General features: G+C 70.1%; 12 protein-coding genes and 1 pseudogene. 5 read left to right on the top strand and 8 right to left on the bottom strand.

Going from position 1 to position 17,741, the window contains the following annotated elements; genetic code table 11:
• Positions 1-222 precede the first annotated feature (222 nt).
• The 3 genes from F5X71_RS35225 to F5X71_RS35235 all read right to left on the bottom strand — a co-directional run bounded on the left by F5X71_RS35225 (position 223) and on the right by F5X71_RS35235 (position 3,771).
• Entirely contained in the window at positions 223-1,806 is a 1,584-nt protein-coding gene (locus F5X71_RS35225) for a hypothetical protein (RefSeq protein WP_167465869.1), read from the bottom strand.
• Entirely contained in the window at positions 1,793-2,926 is a 1,134-nt protein-coding gene (locus F5X71_RS35230) for a hypothetical protein (RefSeq protein WP_167465870.1), read from the bottom strand. Before F5X71_RS35230 ends, F5X71_RS35225 begins: the two co-directional genes overlap by 14 nt.
• Before the next feature lie 62 nt (positions 2,927-2,988).
• Positions 2,989-3,771 carry an SDR family oxidoreductase gene (locus F5X71_RS35235; protein WP_167465871.1) on the bottom strand — a complete coding sequence of 261 codons (783 nt, stop codon included), beginning with the start codon at positions 3,769-3,771 and terminating at the stop codon, positions 2,989-2,991.
• A gap of 153 nt (positions 3,772-3,924) precedes the next feature.
• Here F5X71_RS35235 and F5X71_RS35240 point away from each other — a divergent pair, with 153 nt between their 5' ends.
• The 4 genes from F5X71_RS35240 to F5X71_RS35255 are packed head-to-tail and all read left to right on the top strand — an operon-like array spanning position 3,925 to position 9,931.
• Complete coding sequence (locus F5X71_RS35240) at positions 3,925-5,268, top strand: lipase family protein (RefSeq protein ID WP_238815626.1); 1,344 nt, start codon at positions 3,925-3,927, stop codon at positions 5,266-5,268.
• A gap of 59 nt (positions 5,269-5,327) precedes the next feature.
• Positions 5,328-6,179 carry a tRNA (guanosine(46)-N7)-methyltransferase TrmB gene (gene trmB / locus F5X71_RS35245; RefSeq protein ID WP_167465873.1) on the top strand — a complete coding sequence of 284 codons (852 nt, stop codon included), beginning with the start codon at positions 5,328-5,330 and terminating at the stop codon, positions 6,177-6,179.
• Entirely contained in the window at positions 6,179-6,907 is a 729-nt protein-coding gene (locus F5X71_RS35250) for an NYN domain-containing protein (RefSeq protein WP_174817199.1), read from the top strand. Before trmB ends, F5X71_RS35250 begins: the two co-directional genes overlap by 1 nt.
• Complete coding sequence (locus tag F5X71_RS35255) at positions 6,908-9,931, top strand: MMPL family transporter (protein WP_167465875.1); 3,024 nt, start codon at positions 6,908-6,910, stop codon at positions 9,929-9,931.
• Positions 9,932-10,015: 84 nt separating this feature from the next.
• Here F5X71_RS35255 and F5X71_RS35260 read toward each other — a convergent pair whose 3' ends face one another.
• Positions 10,016-12,421, bottom strand: a complete 2,406-nt coding sequence (locus tag F5X71_RS35260) for a DUF2339 domain-containing protein (RefSeq protein WP_238815627.1) — start codon at positions 12,419-12,421, stop codon at positions 10,016-10,018.
• 335 nt (positions 12,422-12,756) lie between these two features.
• On the opposite strand from F5X71_RS35260, the pseudogene F5X71_RS37880 reads away from it, so the two are divergent.
• Positions 12,757-13,527: pseudogene (locus tag F5X71_RS37880) on the top strand (isopenicillin N synthase family dioxygenase); the annotation flags it as partial.
• Positions 13,528-13,772: 245 nt separating this feature from the next.
• On the opposite strand, the gene F5X71_RS35270 reads toward F5X71_RS37880, so the two are convergent.
• From F5X71_RS35270 to F5X71_RS35285, 4 genes are all read right to left on the bottom strand, one after another.
• On the bottom strand, positions 13,773-14,474 hold the full coding sequence (locus tag F5X71_RS35270) for a DUF1707 SHOCT-like domain-containing protein (protein ID WP_428981429.1): 702 nt from the start codon (positions 14,472-14,474) through the stop codon (positions 13,773-13,775).
• Positions 14,475-14,556: 82 nt separating this feature from the next.
• Positions 14,557-15,225, bottom strand: coding sequence for a response regulator (locus F5X71_RS35275; RefSeq protein WP_167465876.1), 669 nt, complete (start codon positions 15,223-15,225; stop codon positions 14,557-14,559).
• Complete coding sequence (macS, locus tag F5X71_RS35280) at positions 15,222-16,400, bottom strand: MacS family sensor histidine kinase (RefSeq protein ID WP_167465877.1); 1,179 nt, start codon at positions 16,398-16,400, stop codon at positions 15,222-15,224. The genes F5X71_RS35275 and macS overlap by 4 nt, the downstream gene beginning before the upstream one ends.
• Entirely contained in the window at positions 16,381-17,631 is a 1,251-nt protein-coding gene (locus F5X71_RS35285; RefSeq protein WP_167465878.1) for an AI-2E family transporter, read from the bottom strand. Before F5X71_RS35285 ends, macS begins: the two co-directional genes overlap by 20 nt.
• Positions 17,632-17,741 lie beyond the last annotated feature (110 nt).

Consider the following 17,741-nt stretch of genomic DNA (forward strand, 5'->3'; position numbering starts at 1 on the left):
GGTCCCTACGATATATCCCACTGGCCCAAGGCCCTTGACCAGCGGTAACACACCGAGCGCCACCATTGGCGGGAAGGCACCCGCTAGGACCAGTCGAAAGCCGCGCCCCGGGTGGACGGCGGACGAGGACTTAGCGGACGCCCACAGTTCCTGATTAGAGGTTAACGCGGTGTGACGACCGGTACGGAATCGGGTTCGTCACTATGTACCCATTCTCAATAGTTATTCAACCGGCATGATCCAGCGGTCCAGGATCTCGATGTCGCGTTCACACGCGGCGAGTTGTCCGGGTTGTTCGGCCACGGTGCGGCGCAATCGCGCTTCGACCTCGGCGACCCGGCGATCGGTGTCGACCATTCGGGTGGCGCTGGCGCGCACGACGCGATCGGCCAGCACCGTCTCGGTTTCCACGAGCGCCGTCACCACCCGCTGCTCGAGCTGGGCCTTTACGTTGATCAGCGCGTCGGACACCCACTGCCGCACGTGCGCGCGGTCGGCCAGTTGCCTGCGCGCCCGCACCACCCAGCCCGCCGCGCCCGCGCCGAGCAGCAAGGTCACCGGCACGCTGGCCACGTCGAGCGCGGGAACGAGCGCGAAGGGCGAAACCAGCAGCCTGCCGAAGCCGACACCGGCCGACGCACCGAGCACGATCACGAGGTGATCTTCGACACCCCGGTGCCGCGGATCGGGGTCGGGTCCGACGCGCGGCGCCGGGTCGCGGCGGCGCGGCGGCAGGCCGGTCTCGGGTGCGATGTCCGCGCCCATGTGCGCGGCCAACTCGGTGAGGCGCTGATCGATGGCCTGGTCGACGCTGCCGGTCAGTTCGGTGACGGCCTGCTGCAGGCGCTCCGGGTATCCGGCCAGCTCACGGCGGCGCAGTCGAACCAGGTCGACGCGGGTCGCGGTGTGCAGCGCTCGAATGCGCGCGCCCACCTCGGTCATCAGGTCGACGCGGGCCAGATGCAGCTGACCGCGCAGGGTGGACATGGCGGTGGCCCGGCCGCCGTCGCGCCCGGCCAGCAGCACCGCGCGCTCCTCGCGCAGCCGGGCCGCGGCCGCGCCGGAGCGCAGGGTCGTCACCTGCTCGATGACCCGCTGCCTGGTCTCGGCCAGCACCCGGTCGGTCACCGCGGTGAGCCGACCACCGTCGGTGTGCGCGCTCGCCGTCGCCGCGGCCAGTTCGGCGTGCAGCGCGCCGAGCCCGGACCGGTCCAACAGTCCCGCGTCCCCGCTCGTGCGGGCCGCCGCGGCCAGCCGCGCCGAGACCGGCAGGATGTCGAGCTCGCCCGCACCCTGCCCGGCGAGCAGGGCCAGGTCACGCTCGCGCACGGCGCGCCAGTCCTGGTACGCGTGAATGCCGTTCATGACGAGCAGGATCCGAGTGCCGTCGCCGCGCAGCCGCCGCACCAGGCGCAGCGTGTCGGTGCCGAGGGTGGCGCCCGCGTCCAACAGGATCAGCGCCTGCGACGCGAGAATGGACCCGGGCTCGGCGAGCAGGCTCATCTCCGACACCGGGTCGGCGAGCGGGACGCGTGGCTCGAAGCGCGCGAGTTCGGTGCGCAGCAGGGTGGTGTTGGCGTCGGCGGGTCCGATCAGCAGGACCGAGCCCGCCGCCGCGCCCTCGCGCAGCGCGCGCAGCAGCGCGGTGCCCTGCGGATTCCATCGCGCGATGACCGCTTCGACCTCGGGCGCGAGCGGGCCGGCGGGACGCGGCGCCGGTCTCGGCTGGTTGTCGGTGGGCAGGTCGAGCGCATCGGCCTGCGCGGCCAAGCCCGGCGGTCCGTCCGGCGCGTCAGAGACCGGCACTGCTCATCCGTTCCCATAGTCGGACGTATCCGTTGTGCACCCGCAGCGCGGCGCGGCGGGCGGTGGCAGGCATATCACTGGTGACGACCGCGCGCCAGCGGGCCGCGCGGGTCATCGCGTCGTCGGCGTCGGTGGGCGCGGGCGCGGGATACCCCGCGGCCAGGTGCGCGACGCTGGGATGGGCCAGGCCGGCGCACAGGCCGAGCCAGCGCGCGTCGTCCCCGAACAGATAGGCCTCCAGGATGTCGCGCGCCCGGCTGTCCGGGCCGGGCACCGCGCGGGCGGCCAAGCGCGTCAGCTCGTCGAGCAGTTCGCCGCCGCGCAGCGCGCAGACCTGCTCGTAGCGCCGGTGCAGCAGCCGGTGCAGCGCGTCGACGCCGCTCGCCGCGTGCAGGATCTGCAGCAGGGTCTGCGGCGCGAGGTCGGGCTCGTGCCGCAGCGCCGCGAGCGCACAGGTGATCCCGTACAGGTCCCACCGCTGCAACAGCTCGACGCGTGCGTCTTTATCCGGGCCGGGCGCGACGAACAGATCCGGCGAAAGGGTAAGCGCCGCATCGTCTTTCGCGAGCACACCGCGTAACGCGGCGATATCGGCGGCGGTCATGGCACCGGCCCTGGTGCGCACGGCCAGCGAGGCGACCACCGGAAGCACGGTGACACCGAGTTCCCTGCCGTACTGCTCGGCCGCCGTGACCGCGTCGGCCCAGCGCGCGCCGATCGCGTCGGCCTTGTTCAACACCACGACGGCGCGTTCGGGTGGCAACGTGCCGATCAGTCGCCGATCCGCGGACGACGGCGCGGCGGAGAGCACGTAGACGACGATGTCGGCGTCGAGCGTCGGCTCCGGCGTATCCGGCTCGTCGACCGGCCCGGTCTCGACCGCGGACATGAGGGCAAGCGCGTGCAGCACGGTCGTCCGTCCCGCGTTGGCGCGGCCGGTGATCTGAATCCGTGGCGGCTTGCGCCACGCGCTGACCGCCGCCCCCGCCGCGTAGCCGATCTGCGCGTCCCGCCCGGTGCCGAAGGCCAGATCGGCGAGGAGCTGATCCAGGTTGTCCTTTTCCCGCGTCGGCACGCCGCGTTCGCGCAACGGTCCCTCGTGCTCGGTGGCTGTCGGCATGCTGCACCCCCTTTACGGTGCGCAATTCTTGCAGAAGTCGCCGCGGCGCAGGCGGTGACCGGTCAGGTGCCGCTGAAGTATTTGTTCACGGTGCGCACCGCCCAGTTCGGGGCATATTTGGCGGCGGTGGCCAGCACCTTCGCCTGCGCACCGATCTCGTAGTGCACCCGGGGCAGCCTGGCGCGCTTGCGGGTCGCCGCCCAGATGCCGGTGGCCACGTCGTCGGCGGTCAGCCGGACACCGAGCGATTTGGTGGTGCCGGTCTGCACGCCCTCGGTCATCGCGGTGTCCACGAACAGCGGCCAGATCGCGATCACCCGGATGTCGTAGCGCTCCCATTCGAGATCCAGTGCCTCCGTGAGGCTTTTGACCGCGGCCTTGCTCGCGCCGTAACTGGCCAGCTCGGGCTGACCGTAGATGGCCGAGGCCGAGCACAGGTTCACCACCTGGGCGCCCGGGGTGTCGCGCAGATAGCCGAACGCGGCATGCGTCCCGGTGAGCACGCCGCCCAGGTTGACATCGATGATGGCCTGGTGGGCGGCCAGGTCGATGGTCTCGAACGGGCCCGCGCGCAGAATGCCCGCATTGTTGATCAGGATGTCCAGGCCGCCGGTCTCGGCGTGGAACTCGGCGAGCCGCTCGGCCCACTGGGTGGCGTTCGTCACATCGAGCACGCCGGTGTGCACACTTCCGCCCTGGCCGGTGATGTCGGCGGCGAGTCTGCTCAGGCCCACCTCATCGACGTCGTAGGCGCCGACCTGATATCCCTGCGCAGCGAAAAGCAGTGCCGTCGACCGGCCGATACCCGCCGCGGCGCCGGTGATGAACACTGTCGGTCTGCCCATGTCGGCGAGTGTAATGCGGAACTGACAGGATCCTGCCGTCTTCCCAGACCCGCCGCCGGTCATTTACCCTGCTGAATATGGTCGGCGCCATAGTTGGTGCGTAACTTCGGTTTTCGAGTGCGGTACACCGGCCTCACAGACGAGGAGGTCGAGATGACCGCGGAGATCGACGCCGCCGACGCATCGGAGCCCGCCCTAGCGGGCCGCAAACCCCTGCTGCCGAGCGCCGATCCGTTCCACCGGCCACCCAGGGGCTACGCGGCCAAGCCACCCGGCACCATCCTGCGCAGCCGCAAGATCGAGCTCGCCCTGTTCGGCGTTGTGCCACAGCAGGTCCACGCTTGGCAGCTGCTCTACCGCAGCAACGACATGCACGGCACGCCGGAGGCGGCGATCACCACGGTGCTGCTGCCCAAGGACGCCGATCCACGGGCAGACCGGCCGCTGCTGGCCTTTCAGACCGCGATGGACGCGGTCACCGAGCGATGTTCTCCTTCTTACGCATTGCGCTACGGCGCCCGCGCGCTCGGCTCGGTCACCCAGTTCGAATGGCTGCTCGTCGCCAACGCGCTGCGCCGCGGCTGGGCGGTGAGCATCGCCGATCACGAGGGCCCGCGCGGAAACTTCGGCGCCCCACGCGAACCCGGCTACCGCGCGCTCGACGGCATGCGCGCGGCACTGCGCTTCGCGCCGCTCGGCCTGCACGCGGAAACCCGGATCGCGGTGTGGGGGTATTCCGGCGGCGGCATGGCGAGCTCGTGGACGGTCGAGATGGCGCCGACCTACGCCCCGGAACTCGACATCGTCGGCGCGGTGCTCGGTGCGCCGGTCGGCGATCCCGGACAGGTGTTCGCCCGACTGAACGGCAGCAGCTACGCGGGCCTGCCCGCCATCGTCATCTCCGCGCTGCGCAGGCTGTATCCGGCCCTCGGCGCGCTGCTGCAGAACGAACTCACCCTCGACGGCCACCGCTTCGTCGCGCGCGCGGAGACCGCGACGCCGTTCGGCGCCATCTTCGGCCTCGCCAACAAGCGCATGGACGACTTCCTGACCCGGCCGCTCGACGAGGTGATCGCCACCCCCGAGTTCCAGTCGATGTTCGATGATCTGCGCCTGGGCAATTCGACGCCGACCTGCCCGCTGCTCGTGGTGCAGCCGGTGCACGATCAGGTCATCCACATGGACGGCATCGACGGTCAGGTCGACCGCTATCGGCGCGGTGGCGCGGTGGTCAGCTACGTGCGGGACCGGTTGAGCGAGCACTTCTCGCTGCTGCCGCTGTCCACGCCGCTCAGCCTCGACTGGCTCGCCGACCGGCTCGCCGGGCAACCGGTGAGCGACGCGGGCGACAGTACGGTCTGGTCGGTCGCCGCCTCGCCGGCCGGGGTGCGCGGCCTGCTGGAGATGATGGTGACCGCGACCAAGGTCGCGCTCGGGCGCCCGCTGCGCCAGGAGGGGGTGGCACAAGCCCCGATCGCCCCTGCGCGCGCCGCCTGACCTCCTGCTCGCCGGCTTGCGCGCAGTCGATTGCCGCACCACTGGCCGGATGCTGGACAATGGACGCCGTGAACGACGCCGCGAACAATACTGCCGAGTCAGTTCCGGGCCCGCCGTCCACCGGATCGGCCCCGACTGAACCCGCCCACCCGGTCGGTCCCACCCCCGGCCGTCCCGCGGAACGTCGCACCCGGAGCAGCACCGGCTCCCGCCTCTACCCACGCGTGACCAGCTTTCGGTCGCGTCGTGGCGCACTGACCGCGACCCAGCAGCAATCCTGGGACCGCATGTGGCCGACGATCGGCCGCGAGGTGGCCGACGAGCCGCTGGCCGCCGCCGACTGGTTCGGCCGCGAGGCGCCGCTGGTCATCGAAATCGGTTGTGGCACCGGCACTGCCACCGCGGCCATGGCGCAGGCCGAGCCGCACCTGAACCTGGTCGGCATCGAGGTCTACCAGCCCGGCCTGGCGCAGCTGGTGCAGCGGATCGAGCGCGAGCAGATCCCGAATATCAGGCTGCTGCGCGGCGACGCCGTCGACGTGCTGGAGAACATGGTTGCTGATGAGTCGCTGACGGGCGTCCGCGTTTTCTTTCCCGACCCGTGGCCGAAGGCGCGCCATCACAAACGCCGCCTCTTACAACCCGCCACATTCAAGCTGATCGCCAATAAATTGAAATCCGGCGGTGTGTTGCATGTCGCCACCGATCACGCGGGCTATGCCGAACATATTGCCGAGGTCGGTGCGCAAGAATCCCTGCTCAGAGGCTTGAACGAGAGCACAGGAGGGGTCAGCGCGGACCATCGTGAACGCGCGCCGATCGGCTTCGAAAGGCCCGTTACGAAATTCGAGGGCAAGGCACATCGTGCGGGTAGCGCCATCACAGAGCTCATATGGGGGAAGATCGAATAATGAGTGTCAGTGAGATGGCCCACGAGGTGGTCGAAGTTGCCGGGGAGGTGCAGGGCACCGGATCCGAGGGTCTGGGCGGTACTACGCCGGACGTGCGCCGGGTCCTGCTGGTGTGGGACGCCCCGAACCTCGACATGGGACTCGGGGCCATCCTCGGTGGGCGGCCGACGGCCGCCTACCGGCCCCGGTTCGACGCACTCGGCCGGTGGCTGCTGGCTCGCACGGCCGAGCTCTCGGTCGGCGCCGTGCACCGGGTCGAACCGGAAGCGACCGTCTTCACCAACATCGCCCCCGGCACCGCCGACGTGGTCCGTCCGTGGGTAGAGGCGCTGCGCAACGTCGGCTACGCGGTGTTCGCCAAGCCGAAGATCGACGAGGATTCCGACGTCGACGCCGACATGCTGGCGCACATCGAACTGCGCAGCCGGGGTGCCGGGCTAGCGGGCATCATGGTCGCCTCGGCCGACGGTCAGGCGTTCCGCGAGCCGCTCGAGGAGCTCGCCGCCACCGGAATCCCTGTTCAGGTACTCGGCTTCCGCGAGCACGCGAGTTGGGCCGTCACATCCGATACCCTCGAGTTCATCGATCTCGAGGACATCCCGGGCGTGTTCCGTGAACCGCTGCCCAGGGTCAGCCTCGACTCGCTGCCCGACGAGGGCGCCTGGCTGCAGCCGTTCCGGCCGCTGTCGGCGCTGCTCACCTCTCGCCCCGCGCAAGGAGTCGCTTAAGTGTTCACACGCTGGGGCGATCTGGTCTACAAACTGCGCTTCGGCGTACTCGGTGTCGTCGCGGCCGCGCTGTTGGCGCTGGGCGGGTACGGCCTCGGTTTGGGCAGCCACCTCAGCTCCAGCGGCTGGGACGACCCGACCTCGGAGTCCTCGCAGGGCGCCAAGATCGCCGACGCGGCATTCGGTCGCGATCACACCAGCGACGTGATCGTGCTCTACACCGCGCCCGAGGGTAAGACGATCGATGATCCCGAGTTCAAGGCGAAGGTGCTCGAAAGCCTGAACCGCCTGCCCCGGGAGTACCCGGAGATCAGCAAGGTCAACGGCGCCTACTGGCAGACCGAGACCGGCCCCGCCTCGCCGCTGACCTTCGGTTCGAAGGACAAGAAGTACACCTTCGCGTCGTTGGCCATCAAGGGCGACAACGACACCGAGATGTTGAACAACTTCCGCAAGGTCAAGAACGTCTTCGACGTTCCCGGCGTCACGGTGCAGGTCGCGGGCCTGCAGGCGGTCGCGGGCACGCTCAACGACACCATGGCCGAAGACCAGCACCGGATGGAGATCCTGGCCATTCCGGCGGTCGCGGTGCTGCTGTTCTTCATCTTCGGCGGCCTGATCGCGGCGGGCCTGCCGCTGATCGTCGGCGGCCTGACGGTGATCGGCGCGCAGGGCATCGTCTTGTTCATCACCAGGTTCACCGAGGTGAATTCGTTCGTCGCGCCGGTCGTCTCGATGATCGGTTTAGGCCTGGCGATCGACTACGGCCTATTCATCGTGAGCCGGTTCCGCGAGGAACTCGCCGAGGGCTACAGCACCTCGGCCGCGGTGCGCCGGTCGGTGATGACCGCGGGACGCACCGTTGTGTTCTCCGCGACCATGATCATCGCCAGCCTCGGCGGCATGCTGCTGTTCCCGCAGGGCTTCCTCAAGTCGATCGCCTACGGCTCCATCGCGACGGTCTCGCTGGCCGCGCTGACCTCGATCACGATCCTGCCCGCCATGCTCGGCATTCTCGGCCCGCGGGTGGACGCGTTAGGACTCAAGCGCTTCCGCAAGACCAAGACCGCCGAAGAGGTCGAGAACGGCTTCTGGGGCAAGTGCACCCGCTGGGTGATGCGGCACCCGCTCAAGATCGCCATCCCGATCTGCATCCTGCTGCTGTTGCTGATCATCCCGGTGAAGAACCTCGCCTTCGGCGGCATCAACGAGCGGTATCTGCCGCCGGACAACTCGACCCGGCTGGCCCAGGCGAAATTCGACTCGATCTTCCCGCTGCGCAAGTCCGATCCGATCCAGCTGGTGTTCGTCTCGGACAACAGCAACGAGGTCGGCAAGGCGTGGGCGGAGGCCAAGCAGGCGCCCGGACTCGCGGGCACCTTCGAGGTGCCATCGCGGTCCAACACCGATCCGAACGTCTACCGCACCAGCGCGACGCTGGCCGACTCGGAGAACGCCGACCCGACGATCGACTATCTGCGCTCGATCGACGTGCCCGACGGCGTGACGATGTACGTCGGCGGGCAACCGGTGATCCAGAAGGACAGCATCGACGCCCTGCTCGATCGCATGCCGCTGATGATCGCGCTGGTGCTGTTCGTCACCACGCTGCTGATGTTCCTGACCTTCGGGTCGCTGGTGCTGCCGATCAAGGCCGCGCTGATGAGCGCGCTCGGCCTCGGGTCCACACTCGGCATCCTGACCTGGATCTTCGTCGACGGGCACGGGGCAGGGCTGCTGAACTTCACGCCGCAGCCGATCATGTCGCCGGTGCTCGTGCTGATCATCGCGGTGATCTACGGTCTGTCCACCGACTACGAGGTCTTCCTGCTCTCCCGCATGGTCGAGGCACGCACCCAGGGCGCGTCCACCACCGAGGCGGTGCGCATCGGCACCGCGCAGACCGGACGCATCATCACCGCGGCCGCGCTGATCCTGCTGGTCGTCACCGGCGCGTTCGCGTTCTCCGATCTGGTGATGATGCAGTACCTCGCGTACGGCATGATCGCCGCGCTGTTCATCGACGCCACCATTCTGCGCATGCTGCTGGTGCCCGCCACGATGAAGCTGCTCGGCGACGACTGCTGGTGGGCGCCCGCCTGGATGAAGAAGATCCAGCAGAAGATCGGCCTCGGCGAACCCATCCTCGACGATGAGCGGCCCGGCGGCGGCGAACTCGTCGACCTGGTGAAGACCACGCCGATCACCGACCCGGTGACCATGCAGATCCCGGCCTTCGCCGACCCCAACAAGCCGCGCAAGCCACGCAGACCGCGCACGGTGGAGGAGATCGAGGCCGAGGCGCCGACCAAGCACCTCGACAAGATCAAGCCCGCGCCCGCCACGCCGCAGCAGGCCACGCCCGCGCCGCCGCCGCTGGACCCGACCCGGCAGCGGCCCATCCCGCCCGCCGGCCTGCCGTCCGACCCGAAAATGCCTCGGCCGACCGGATACTCGGCGACTCCGCCGGAGCCGATCACGCCGCGGGTCAGCCCGCCGACGATCAGCAGGCCGGATTCGGGTGCGGCCCGGCCGTTCTCCTCGATCCCGCACGACCCGACCGGTCCGCGGCCCACACCACCCACCCCGCCGCCCGCGCCGCGACCCGAGCCGCCCGCGACGTCGTTCGCGGCGTTCGAGCCGCCCGCACCGGCCCCCTTCGAACCGCCGCCCGCGCAACCGGAGGCGCCGAGGCGGCCCGAGGCGAAGTTCGAGCCGACCCAGCCCACCCCTTCGGTGCCACCCTTCGGCGGCGCGGACCCGCGGCCGTCCATGCCGCTGCCGCGGTTCGTCGATCGCGCTGCGGCGCAGGACAACTCGGCGTCGAACCAGCACGGCACGCCGGAAGCCGCGGAGCCGGTCGAGGATCCGAACCGCAACAGCATCGAGAACTGGATGGCCGAACTGCGCTCCTCCCGGCGCAGCGGCAAGGCGCCCGGCAAGGCCGAGGAGGGCAGGCACTCCGGTGGCGACGGCCGCACCGTCAGCGTGAACGAGCTGCTGCGCCGCCGCGACACGGAATAGCGGAATCCGCACCGGCTTTCGGGATTCGCACCAGTTCCGGACCTGCGGAACCGGTGCGAATCCCTGGAGTCGGCGCGGATCTCGCTACTCCGCCTCGGCGAAGGCGCGGGCGTAGCGGGTACCGACGACCAGGAGCAGCACGCCGACGACGAGGAAGGCGGCTACCCGGACCAGTCCGTCCAGGGTGGCCAGGTCGAACAGGAACAGCTTCGCCAGCGCGGCGGCGGTGACCAGCAGGCCCGAGCCGAGCGCGAGTTTCGCTACGGCGGAAGCCTTCCCGAGGTTGCGCAGGCCGTAGAACAGCGACGCGGTCGCGCCGGCCATCCACAGGATCGTCGCCGCGCTGTGCCCGATCAGGAAGCCGTCGTCGGCACCGGTCGCGACGGCGATCGACACCGCGGCGGTGGTCACCGCGTACAGCCCCGCGAGACCCGCCACGATCCACTGCAACTCGGCGGTGTTCCGCAGACCGGGCACGGTGCGCGCACACCAGAGGGCCACCGCCACGACCGCCATCAGCAGCAGCGCGGCCAGTGCCGTCGCCACGGTCAGGCTCTGTTCCGACCGATGCTGCGAGGCAAGGATTTCCGGGCTCGCGACGTTCAGGAACGCCAGGCCGCCGAGTACCGCGAAGGCCGCACCGAGGCCGGCCGCGACACCCGAGCGCCGCTGCCCGGCAACGCCGAAGAACCCGAGCGCCACCAGCAACCACGCGATCGGCAGGGTGCGCGCGTCGGTGACGACAACGCAGACCTCGAGCAGCGCGACCGCTCCGGCGACCGCCGCGACCGTGCAGGTGTGTCCCGGAAGCCGCACCAGCGCCGCGACTTTCGGCACCAGGGCGGTGGCGGCCACCAGCAGCAGCACCGCCGCGAAGACCGCCGCGATCGCGGTCGCCACCGGCCGGTCGCCCCGGTACATCCCCGGCGCGATCAGCAGCGGCACGCTCACGAGGGCGAGCGTCAGCGAGGCGGTGACATCGGACGGCCGCTGCCGGACCACCAGGACGGTCCCGGCCAGCCCGACCGCCGCCACGGCCACCGCGGCCACCAGCAGCCGCAGCCGATCGTCCGGGGTGTCGAGCAGTGCGCCCGCGACCACGAGGAACGTGGCCAGCCCCGCGGGCAGGGTCCGCACGACATGCAGATACGGCCAGTCCCGCACCAGTTGCACCGGCAGGCACGCCACCTGCAATACGATCAGGAACGCCAGCAGCACCAGCTCAGTCGTCAACACGGGCGACAGCGCGGCAGCGCCGACCACGACCAGCACCGCAAGCGGCTGCGACTGCCACCGCAGCGCCAGCGCCACCCCGATCGCCGCGACGCCGAGCGCCACCGCGAAGCCGAGCACCGGATGCAGCCAGTGATAGATCGCGGTCACCGCGACCACGTCGAGGTAGGCGCCCGCGATACCGGTGGCCGCCAACGCGATACCACCGACCCGGCCACCCGGCCGATCGAACACCCGCATGCCCGCCGCCACCAGCGTGGCCGAGAATGCCGCACCCGCAACAACTCTGGGAATCGGGCCGAAGAAGCCCGCCTGCGCGGCCAGCACCAGCAGCATCACCACACCGATCAGCGTCACGCCGACCCCTGCCACCGCCAGCAGCTTGCTGATCAACCCGTCGCGCTGCCACCACGGCGTGTGCGGCACCGGCGGCGCGGCCCGCGGCGGCACCGGCGGCCGCATCCCCGGACCGGGCATGCCACGCCCCGGCATCGGCGGCCGCGCAGCCCACCCCGGCCCGCCCTGCGGGGCGAACATGGGCGGGTAAGGCGGCCGCACCGCGCCGGAAGACACTGCGGCCCAAGCCGCTTCATTCGGGAGAGGCGCGGTGCCCGGACCGTGCATTCCCTGCGGCGCAACGATGCCCGCCGCAGGAACACCCTGCGGCGATCCACCAACGCCCGGGACCTGGCCCATCGGCACCGCCCCTGCCGTCGTGGGTGCGCCCGGCGCACCCGAGGACGCGGATGGAACATCCGTACCGGTGCCCGGAGCGGCAGCCGAGCCCTGCACACCCGTCGCCGGGGTCGCAGCAGCGTTCGCACCGTGCGTCGCTGCTTCGTCAGGAGCCGAGCCTGCCCCCGAAACCGCGTCCGATCCGTGCGGCCGCGGACCCGTCGCCGCGCCGGAGGCGAAGCCCGCGCCCGAATCCTGCGCCTGCGGACCCGAGCCCGTGGCCTGTCCCGGAACCTCGGTACCGAGCGCGCCCGAGCTGGTCTCCTGCGAACCCACCCTCAGGGTGGGGCCTGCCAAGGCCGGCGGCACCTGCCCGGCGCCGAGATCGACGGCGGTTCCCGGCACCGACCCCTCGGCGCGACCGCCTTCCAGAGCCGAAACCCCGTGCGCCCCAGCGGAACCTGTCACTACCTGAATACGCAACAGCTCCAGGTCCCGTCCGAGCACACCCATCTGCGTCCCCAACGCAGCGAATTCCCCCGAAAGGCGCGAGATCAGCGCCGGATCGATAGATGTGGTCATGCACCCATGCTCGCCCCGCCGACCCACGCGAACATGAGTAGTAACCCCTGCTGACGACCCGAGATCTACCCGAATACCGGCACGGCTCGGCCACGCGACAGCGCGCGGCGACGATATGCAGGATTCGCGCACGCGACCCGCCCCGCGGTGCACGTTTTTCCCGCGGCGATCTGGTGTTCCAGCGGAAATTCACGCCACGGCACCGGTGCGGCGACGCAAGCGGATCGTGGCTCGAATACTCGGTGTCCATCCGCATTCGGGAAAGGACAACAACATTGAGTGCGACACCAGCGAGTGACCACCCCGGGGTGACCTTGCTCGACGGGTTCGTCCCGGTGATCGACCTGTCGGCCAGGCACCATGCCGACGGACGCCGGGCGATCGCGCGGGCGATCGGACAGGCCTGTGCGAACTCGGGCTTCTTCACCATCGTCGGCCATGGCGTGCCTGCCGACCTCATCGCTCGGATGTGTGCGTCGAATCGGGAGTTCTTCGAGCTGCCCGACGCGATGAAGGACCGGGTCGCACACCGGCCCGGGGTGTCGGGGTTCCGGCGCATGGCGGGCGCCACCGCACACAGCCTGGACCAGCCGTCGCCGCCGGACCTGTGCGAAGTCTTCGCCGCACACGTGACCGGAGAGCTGAGCGAGGCGCGACGCGCGCGTCTCGGCGACTATTGGGCCTCGTGGAAATTGGCCAATATCTGGCCCGAGGTGCCCGCGGATTTCGCGGACGTCTGGCACGAATATCTCGCCGCACTCACCGAATTGGCGGGCGATCTCATGCGGTTGTTCGCGCTGGCACTCGAATTGCCGGAGACCTTCTTCGACGCCCTGTTCGACCGTCACGTCTCCTCAGTGGCGGTGAACTACTACTTCCCGCAGCGCGCGGCGCCGCTACCCGGCCAGTTGCGCCGCGGCGCGCACACCGACTGGGGCAGCCTCACCATCCTTTACCAAGACACCGCCGTCGGCGGCTTGCAGGTACGCCACGGTGCCGGTGCGTGGCAGGACGTCCCGGCGGTGCCCGGCGGCTTCATCGTCAACATCGGCGATCTGATGGCCCTGTGGACGGCGGGCCGCTGGGTCTCCACCATGCATCGCGTGATCAACCCCGAACAGGGTGATTCGTCGTCACGGCTGTCGATTCCGTTTTTCTACCTCCCCAACCACGACGCCGGCCATCGATCCGATCGGCGCCTTCGCCGACCGGGCCGCACCGCGGAAATTCGACGTCGACACCGCGGGACAATGGATCTCGCGCAAGATGCAGAAGACCTTCGCGGCCGATCCACAGCACTACCGATCGGCAGGCTGATCCCACACCGACCCGGTCCGACCGGCGGGGCGGGTCAGTGGCCCATCATCCGGCGCCAGTGCGCCATGAAGGGGTGTTTGGCGGTGAGCGAACCGAAACGGATGCGGCCCCGGACCACGAGGTGCAGCGGGCCGATGGGCGGCCCGGTGCGCACCTTGTTGTTGACGCTGGAGCCGATCAGGTCCACCTCGTTGAGGTCGACGGTGGCTTCGCGCGGCACGATGAGGGTGAGCGAGCTGCAGAAGTCGTCCACGTTCACCTCGACCACCTGGGTGGACATGATCGCCTCGGTGAAATCGAGGGTGACGCCGGAGAGCCAGCTGTCGAGGTGCAGGGTGGGCGCGACCTGCCACGGCCCGCGCCGGTTCACCCCGGACAGCCTGCTGCGGATCACGCCGCCGTTGCCGGTCACCGGGCCGACCGGCGGCGGCACCGGACGATGCTTCACGAACGAGGGCGTGGTGTTCACGAACGCCGACGGCTGCGCGGTGGGCTGACCGACCAGCCGCACCCCGGGCAGATCGATGAGTACGGCGTTGAGCTCGCCGCGGGTCTTCGCGGCCAGCGCGGTGTCCATCCGCTCGGTGAACTCGCCGAGCGAGAGCATGCCGAGTCCGACGGCACGCTGCAGCAGCTGCCCGACGTGTTCGCGTTCGGCGTCGGACACGCGCAGATCCCGGTCGCCGATCGCGTCACCGGGGCCGACGCCGTGGGATGTCGATTCGGGTCCGCCCATGGCTTCGAGATTACCGATTCGCCGTCCCCTGCGGATCAGGGCGATCCCGGATTCCGCATGGCGAGTTCGTACCTCCGCCGGACTACTCCAGGCCCTGCTCGATCGCGTAGCGGGTCAGCTCGACCCGGTTGGCCAGCTGCAGCTTGCGCAGCGTCGCCTGCACATGGTTCTCCACGGTGCGATGACTCAGGTTGAGCCGGGACGCGATCTGCTTGGCGGACAACCCTTTCGCTACCATGCGCAGCACCTCGGTCTCCCGTTCGGTGAGCGCGGGACGGTGCGGCTCGTCGGGCTCGGCAGGCGCCGTTGCCATCCGCCGATACTCGCCGAGCACCAGCCCGGCGAGGCCCGGGGTGAACACCGGCTGCCCGGCCGCGGTCGCGCGCACCGCCTCGATCAGCTCTGCCACCGACGCGCTCTTCACCAGGTACCCCGAGGCACCGGCCTTGATCGCGTCGAGCACGTCGTCGCGTTCGGCCGAGGCGGACAGCACGAGCACCCGGCTCTGCGGCGAGACGCGCAGCACCTCGGCGGTCGCCTGCGCGCCGTTCCCGTCGGTCAGCTGCATGTCCATCAGCACCACCGCGGGTCGCACCGCGGCGGCCCGCCTGGTCGCGCTGCCCACCCCGTCCGCGGTGGCGACCACCTCGAACCCGGCCTCGGTGAGATCGCGCGACACCCCGTCCCGCCACATCGGGTGGTCGTCCACCACCATCACCGAAATCGCTTCGGCGCCAGCACTGTCGGTCATACTCCGCTCCTCGGTACCCGGAATTCCCATTCGGTGCCGAAGCCGACCCCACCGTCGATCTCGGTGAGCAGGTCGGCGGTGCCGCCGAGGGCGGCGATCCGTCCGACGATGGACCGGGAAACACCCAGTCGCCCTTCGGCTTCGGCTTCGGCCAGCCGCCCCGGCGCGATGCCGACGCCGTCGTCGCGCACCGAGATCACCACTTCCTCGCCCGTGTCCTCCAGCAGCACATACGCTTTCGCGTCCGGGCCGGCGTGCAGCTCGACGTTGGACAGCGCGTTCGCGACGGCGGCCGCGATCTCGCCCGCCGCCCAGCGCCCGATCGGCACCGGCTCGCCGGGGGTGGAGACGAACACCGTCGGCTTCGCGTGCACGGTGAGCAGCGGCCGCAGATCGACCTCGGCCCCGCCGGCATCGCCGCGGTCGGCCTGTTCGCTGATCAGGACCCGCAGCGCCACTTCCTGTTCCCCGGCGCGCTGCGCGAGTTCCTCGGTGGGACCGCCGATTTCGGTGCCCCGCCGCTTGATGTAGCTGAGCACCTGGAGCACTCCATCGTGCACTTCGCGCGAAAGCCGTTCCCGCTCTTCGGCGGCGGCGGTCAGCCGAACGGCGCGTTCGAGCTGCTCCTGGGAGCGGCGCGCGGTGTTCGCGGCCAGCCCGAGAGCCAGCCCGACCGAGACGAGCACCGGCACCGTCGCGTCGGTCCACACGTCCTGTCCCCACTGGTCACGCACGGTCAGCGCCGCCGAGGCGATCAGCGCGCCGGAGAGCACGCCCGCGATCGGCCCGCGCAGGATCGCCGCGCCGATCACCGCGTTGGCGGCCCAGAGCGTGGTCGGCAGCGTCTGATGCCCGTGGTACCAGTCGTAGTCGGCGACCAGCCTGGTCGCGGCCATCAGGGCGATCACAACGACGTGGTCGCCGAGCACCACCCAGCCGCGCAGCCGCCGCACGTCGGGAAATTGCCACTGCGACAACATGATCGCCGATGCGCCCGACCAGACCGCCATCAACGCGATGAGCACCCAGCTCAGCCGCTGGTTGTGGTAATACGGCACCGAGGAGACCTGCTGACCGACCGCGTACAGCAGGGTGACCAGGCGCAGCGCCTGTACGGCCCGCCACAGCGGCGTGGTCGCCGCGTCGGAGCCGGGCTCAGCCGCGCGGCGAGCCATCACCGGGTCCAGGCGTGGCGGGCCGCGCCTCGGGCGTCTCGGCCGCGGCCTTCGTCAGGGTCGCCGCCACATCGAAGCGGTGCGGGTCGGGCTCGTCGGGTTCGATCTCCCCGGTTTGCAGGTCCTCGAACAACTCCTCCGGGCTCTCCGCGAGCAGCGAGCGGATGGCGGTGTTCATCACCGCGACGAACGGCACCGCGAGCAAACCGCCCGCGATCCCGCCGAGCACCACGCCCGCCGTGATCGCGAGCACCACCGCCAGCGGATGGATGCTCACCGCCCGGCCGAGCAGCAACGGTTGCAGCACATGGCCTTCCAGCTGCATCACCGCGATGATGATGCCGAGCACGATCAACGAGGTGATCAGTCCCTTGGTCACCAGCGCGATGAACACCGCGACGAACCCGGCGACGAACGCGCCGATGATCGGGATGAACGCGCCGATGAACACCAGCGAGGCCAGCGGAAGGGCCAGCGGCACACCGAGAATGCCCAACCCGGCGCCGATGCCGATCGCGTCCACCGCCGCCACGGCGACGGTGGCGCGCACGAACCCGACCAGCGTGCCGAAACCGAGCCTGCCCGCGGTGCGCACCCGCTCGCGCTGCGGAGTCGGCACGATCCGGGTGACGAAATGCCAGATCTGATCCCCGCCGTAGAGGAAGAAGATGAGGATGAACAGCGTCAGGAAGATGCCGGTCAGCAGCTCGAAGATGACCCCGGCGGTGGTCAGCGCCCCGCTGGTGAGCCGGTCCTGATTCGACTGGATGGTCTTGACGATCTGGTCGCCGGCATTGCGGATCTGATCGTCGCTCATGTGCGGCGGGCCGGTGATCAGCCAGTCCTGAATCTTGTGAATGCTGTTGGTGAACTCGTCGGACAGTTGCGGCACGCCGGCGACGAACTGCTCGACGACGAAGGTCATGATGCCCGCGACCAGCCCGAGCGAGCCGACCAGCGCGACGAACACCCCGACCGAGCGTGGCACGCCCAACCGCTGTAGCCAGTCCACCAGCGGCGCGAGCAGCGCGGCCGCGAGCAGCGCGATCGCCAGCGGGATCACCACCGTCGCCAGCTTCTGGATGATCGCGATCAACGCCAGCGCGACCGCGAAGAGGATAAGCAGCCGCCAGCCCCACTCCGCCGACACCCGGACGATCGGATGCACGGAGTCGGCGGCAGGCCGGGTCGACGCGGCTTTCCGCTTCGGGTTCGGCTCGGGGGCACTCACCTCGCCGAGCTTAACCGGCACAACAGGGCAAAGTCGCGCGTCGACCCGCCCTGTGCCGCGCCCGAACCTGGGCTGAGCCGCGCCTGAGCCCAGGCTGAACCGCACCGGCG

Origin of the sequence: Nocardia brasiliensis, assembly GCF_011801125.1 — a bacterium.
GTDB classification, from domain to species: Bacteria; Actinomycetota; Actinomycetes; order Mycobacteriales; family Mycobacteriaceae; genus Nocardia; species Nocardia brasiliensis_C.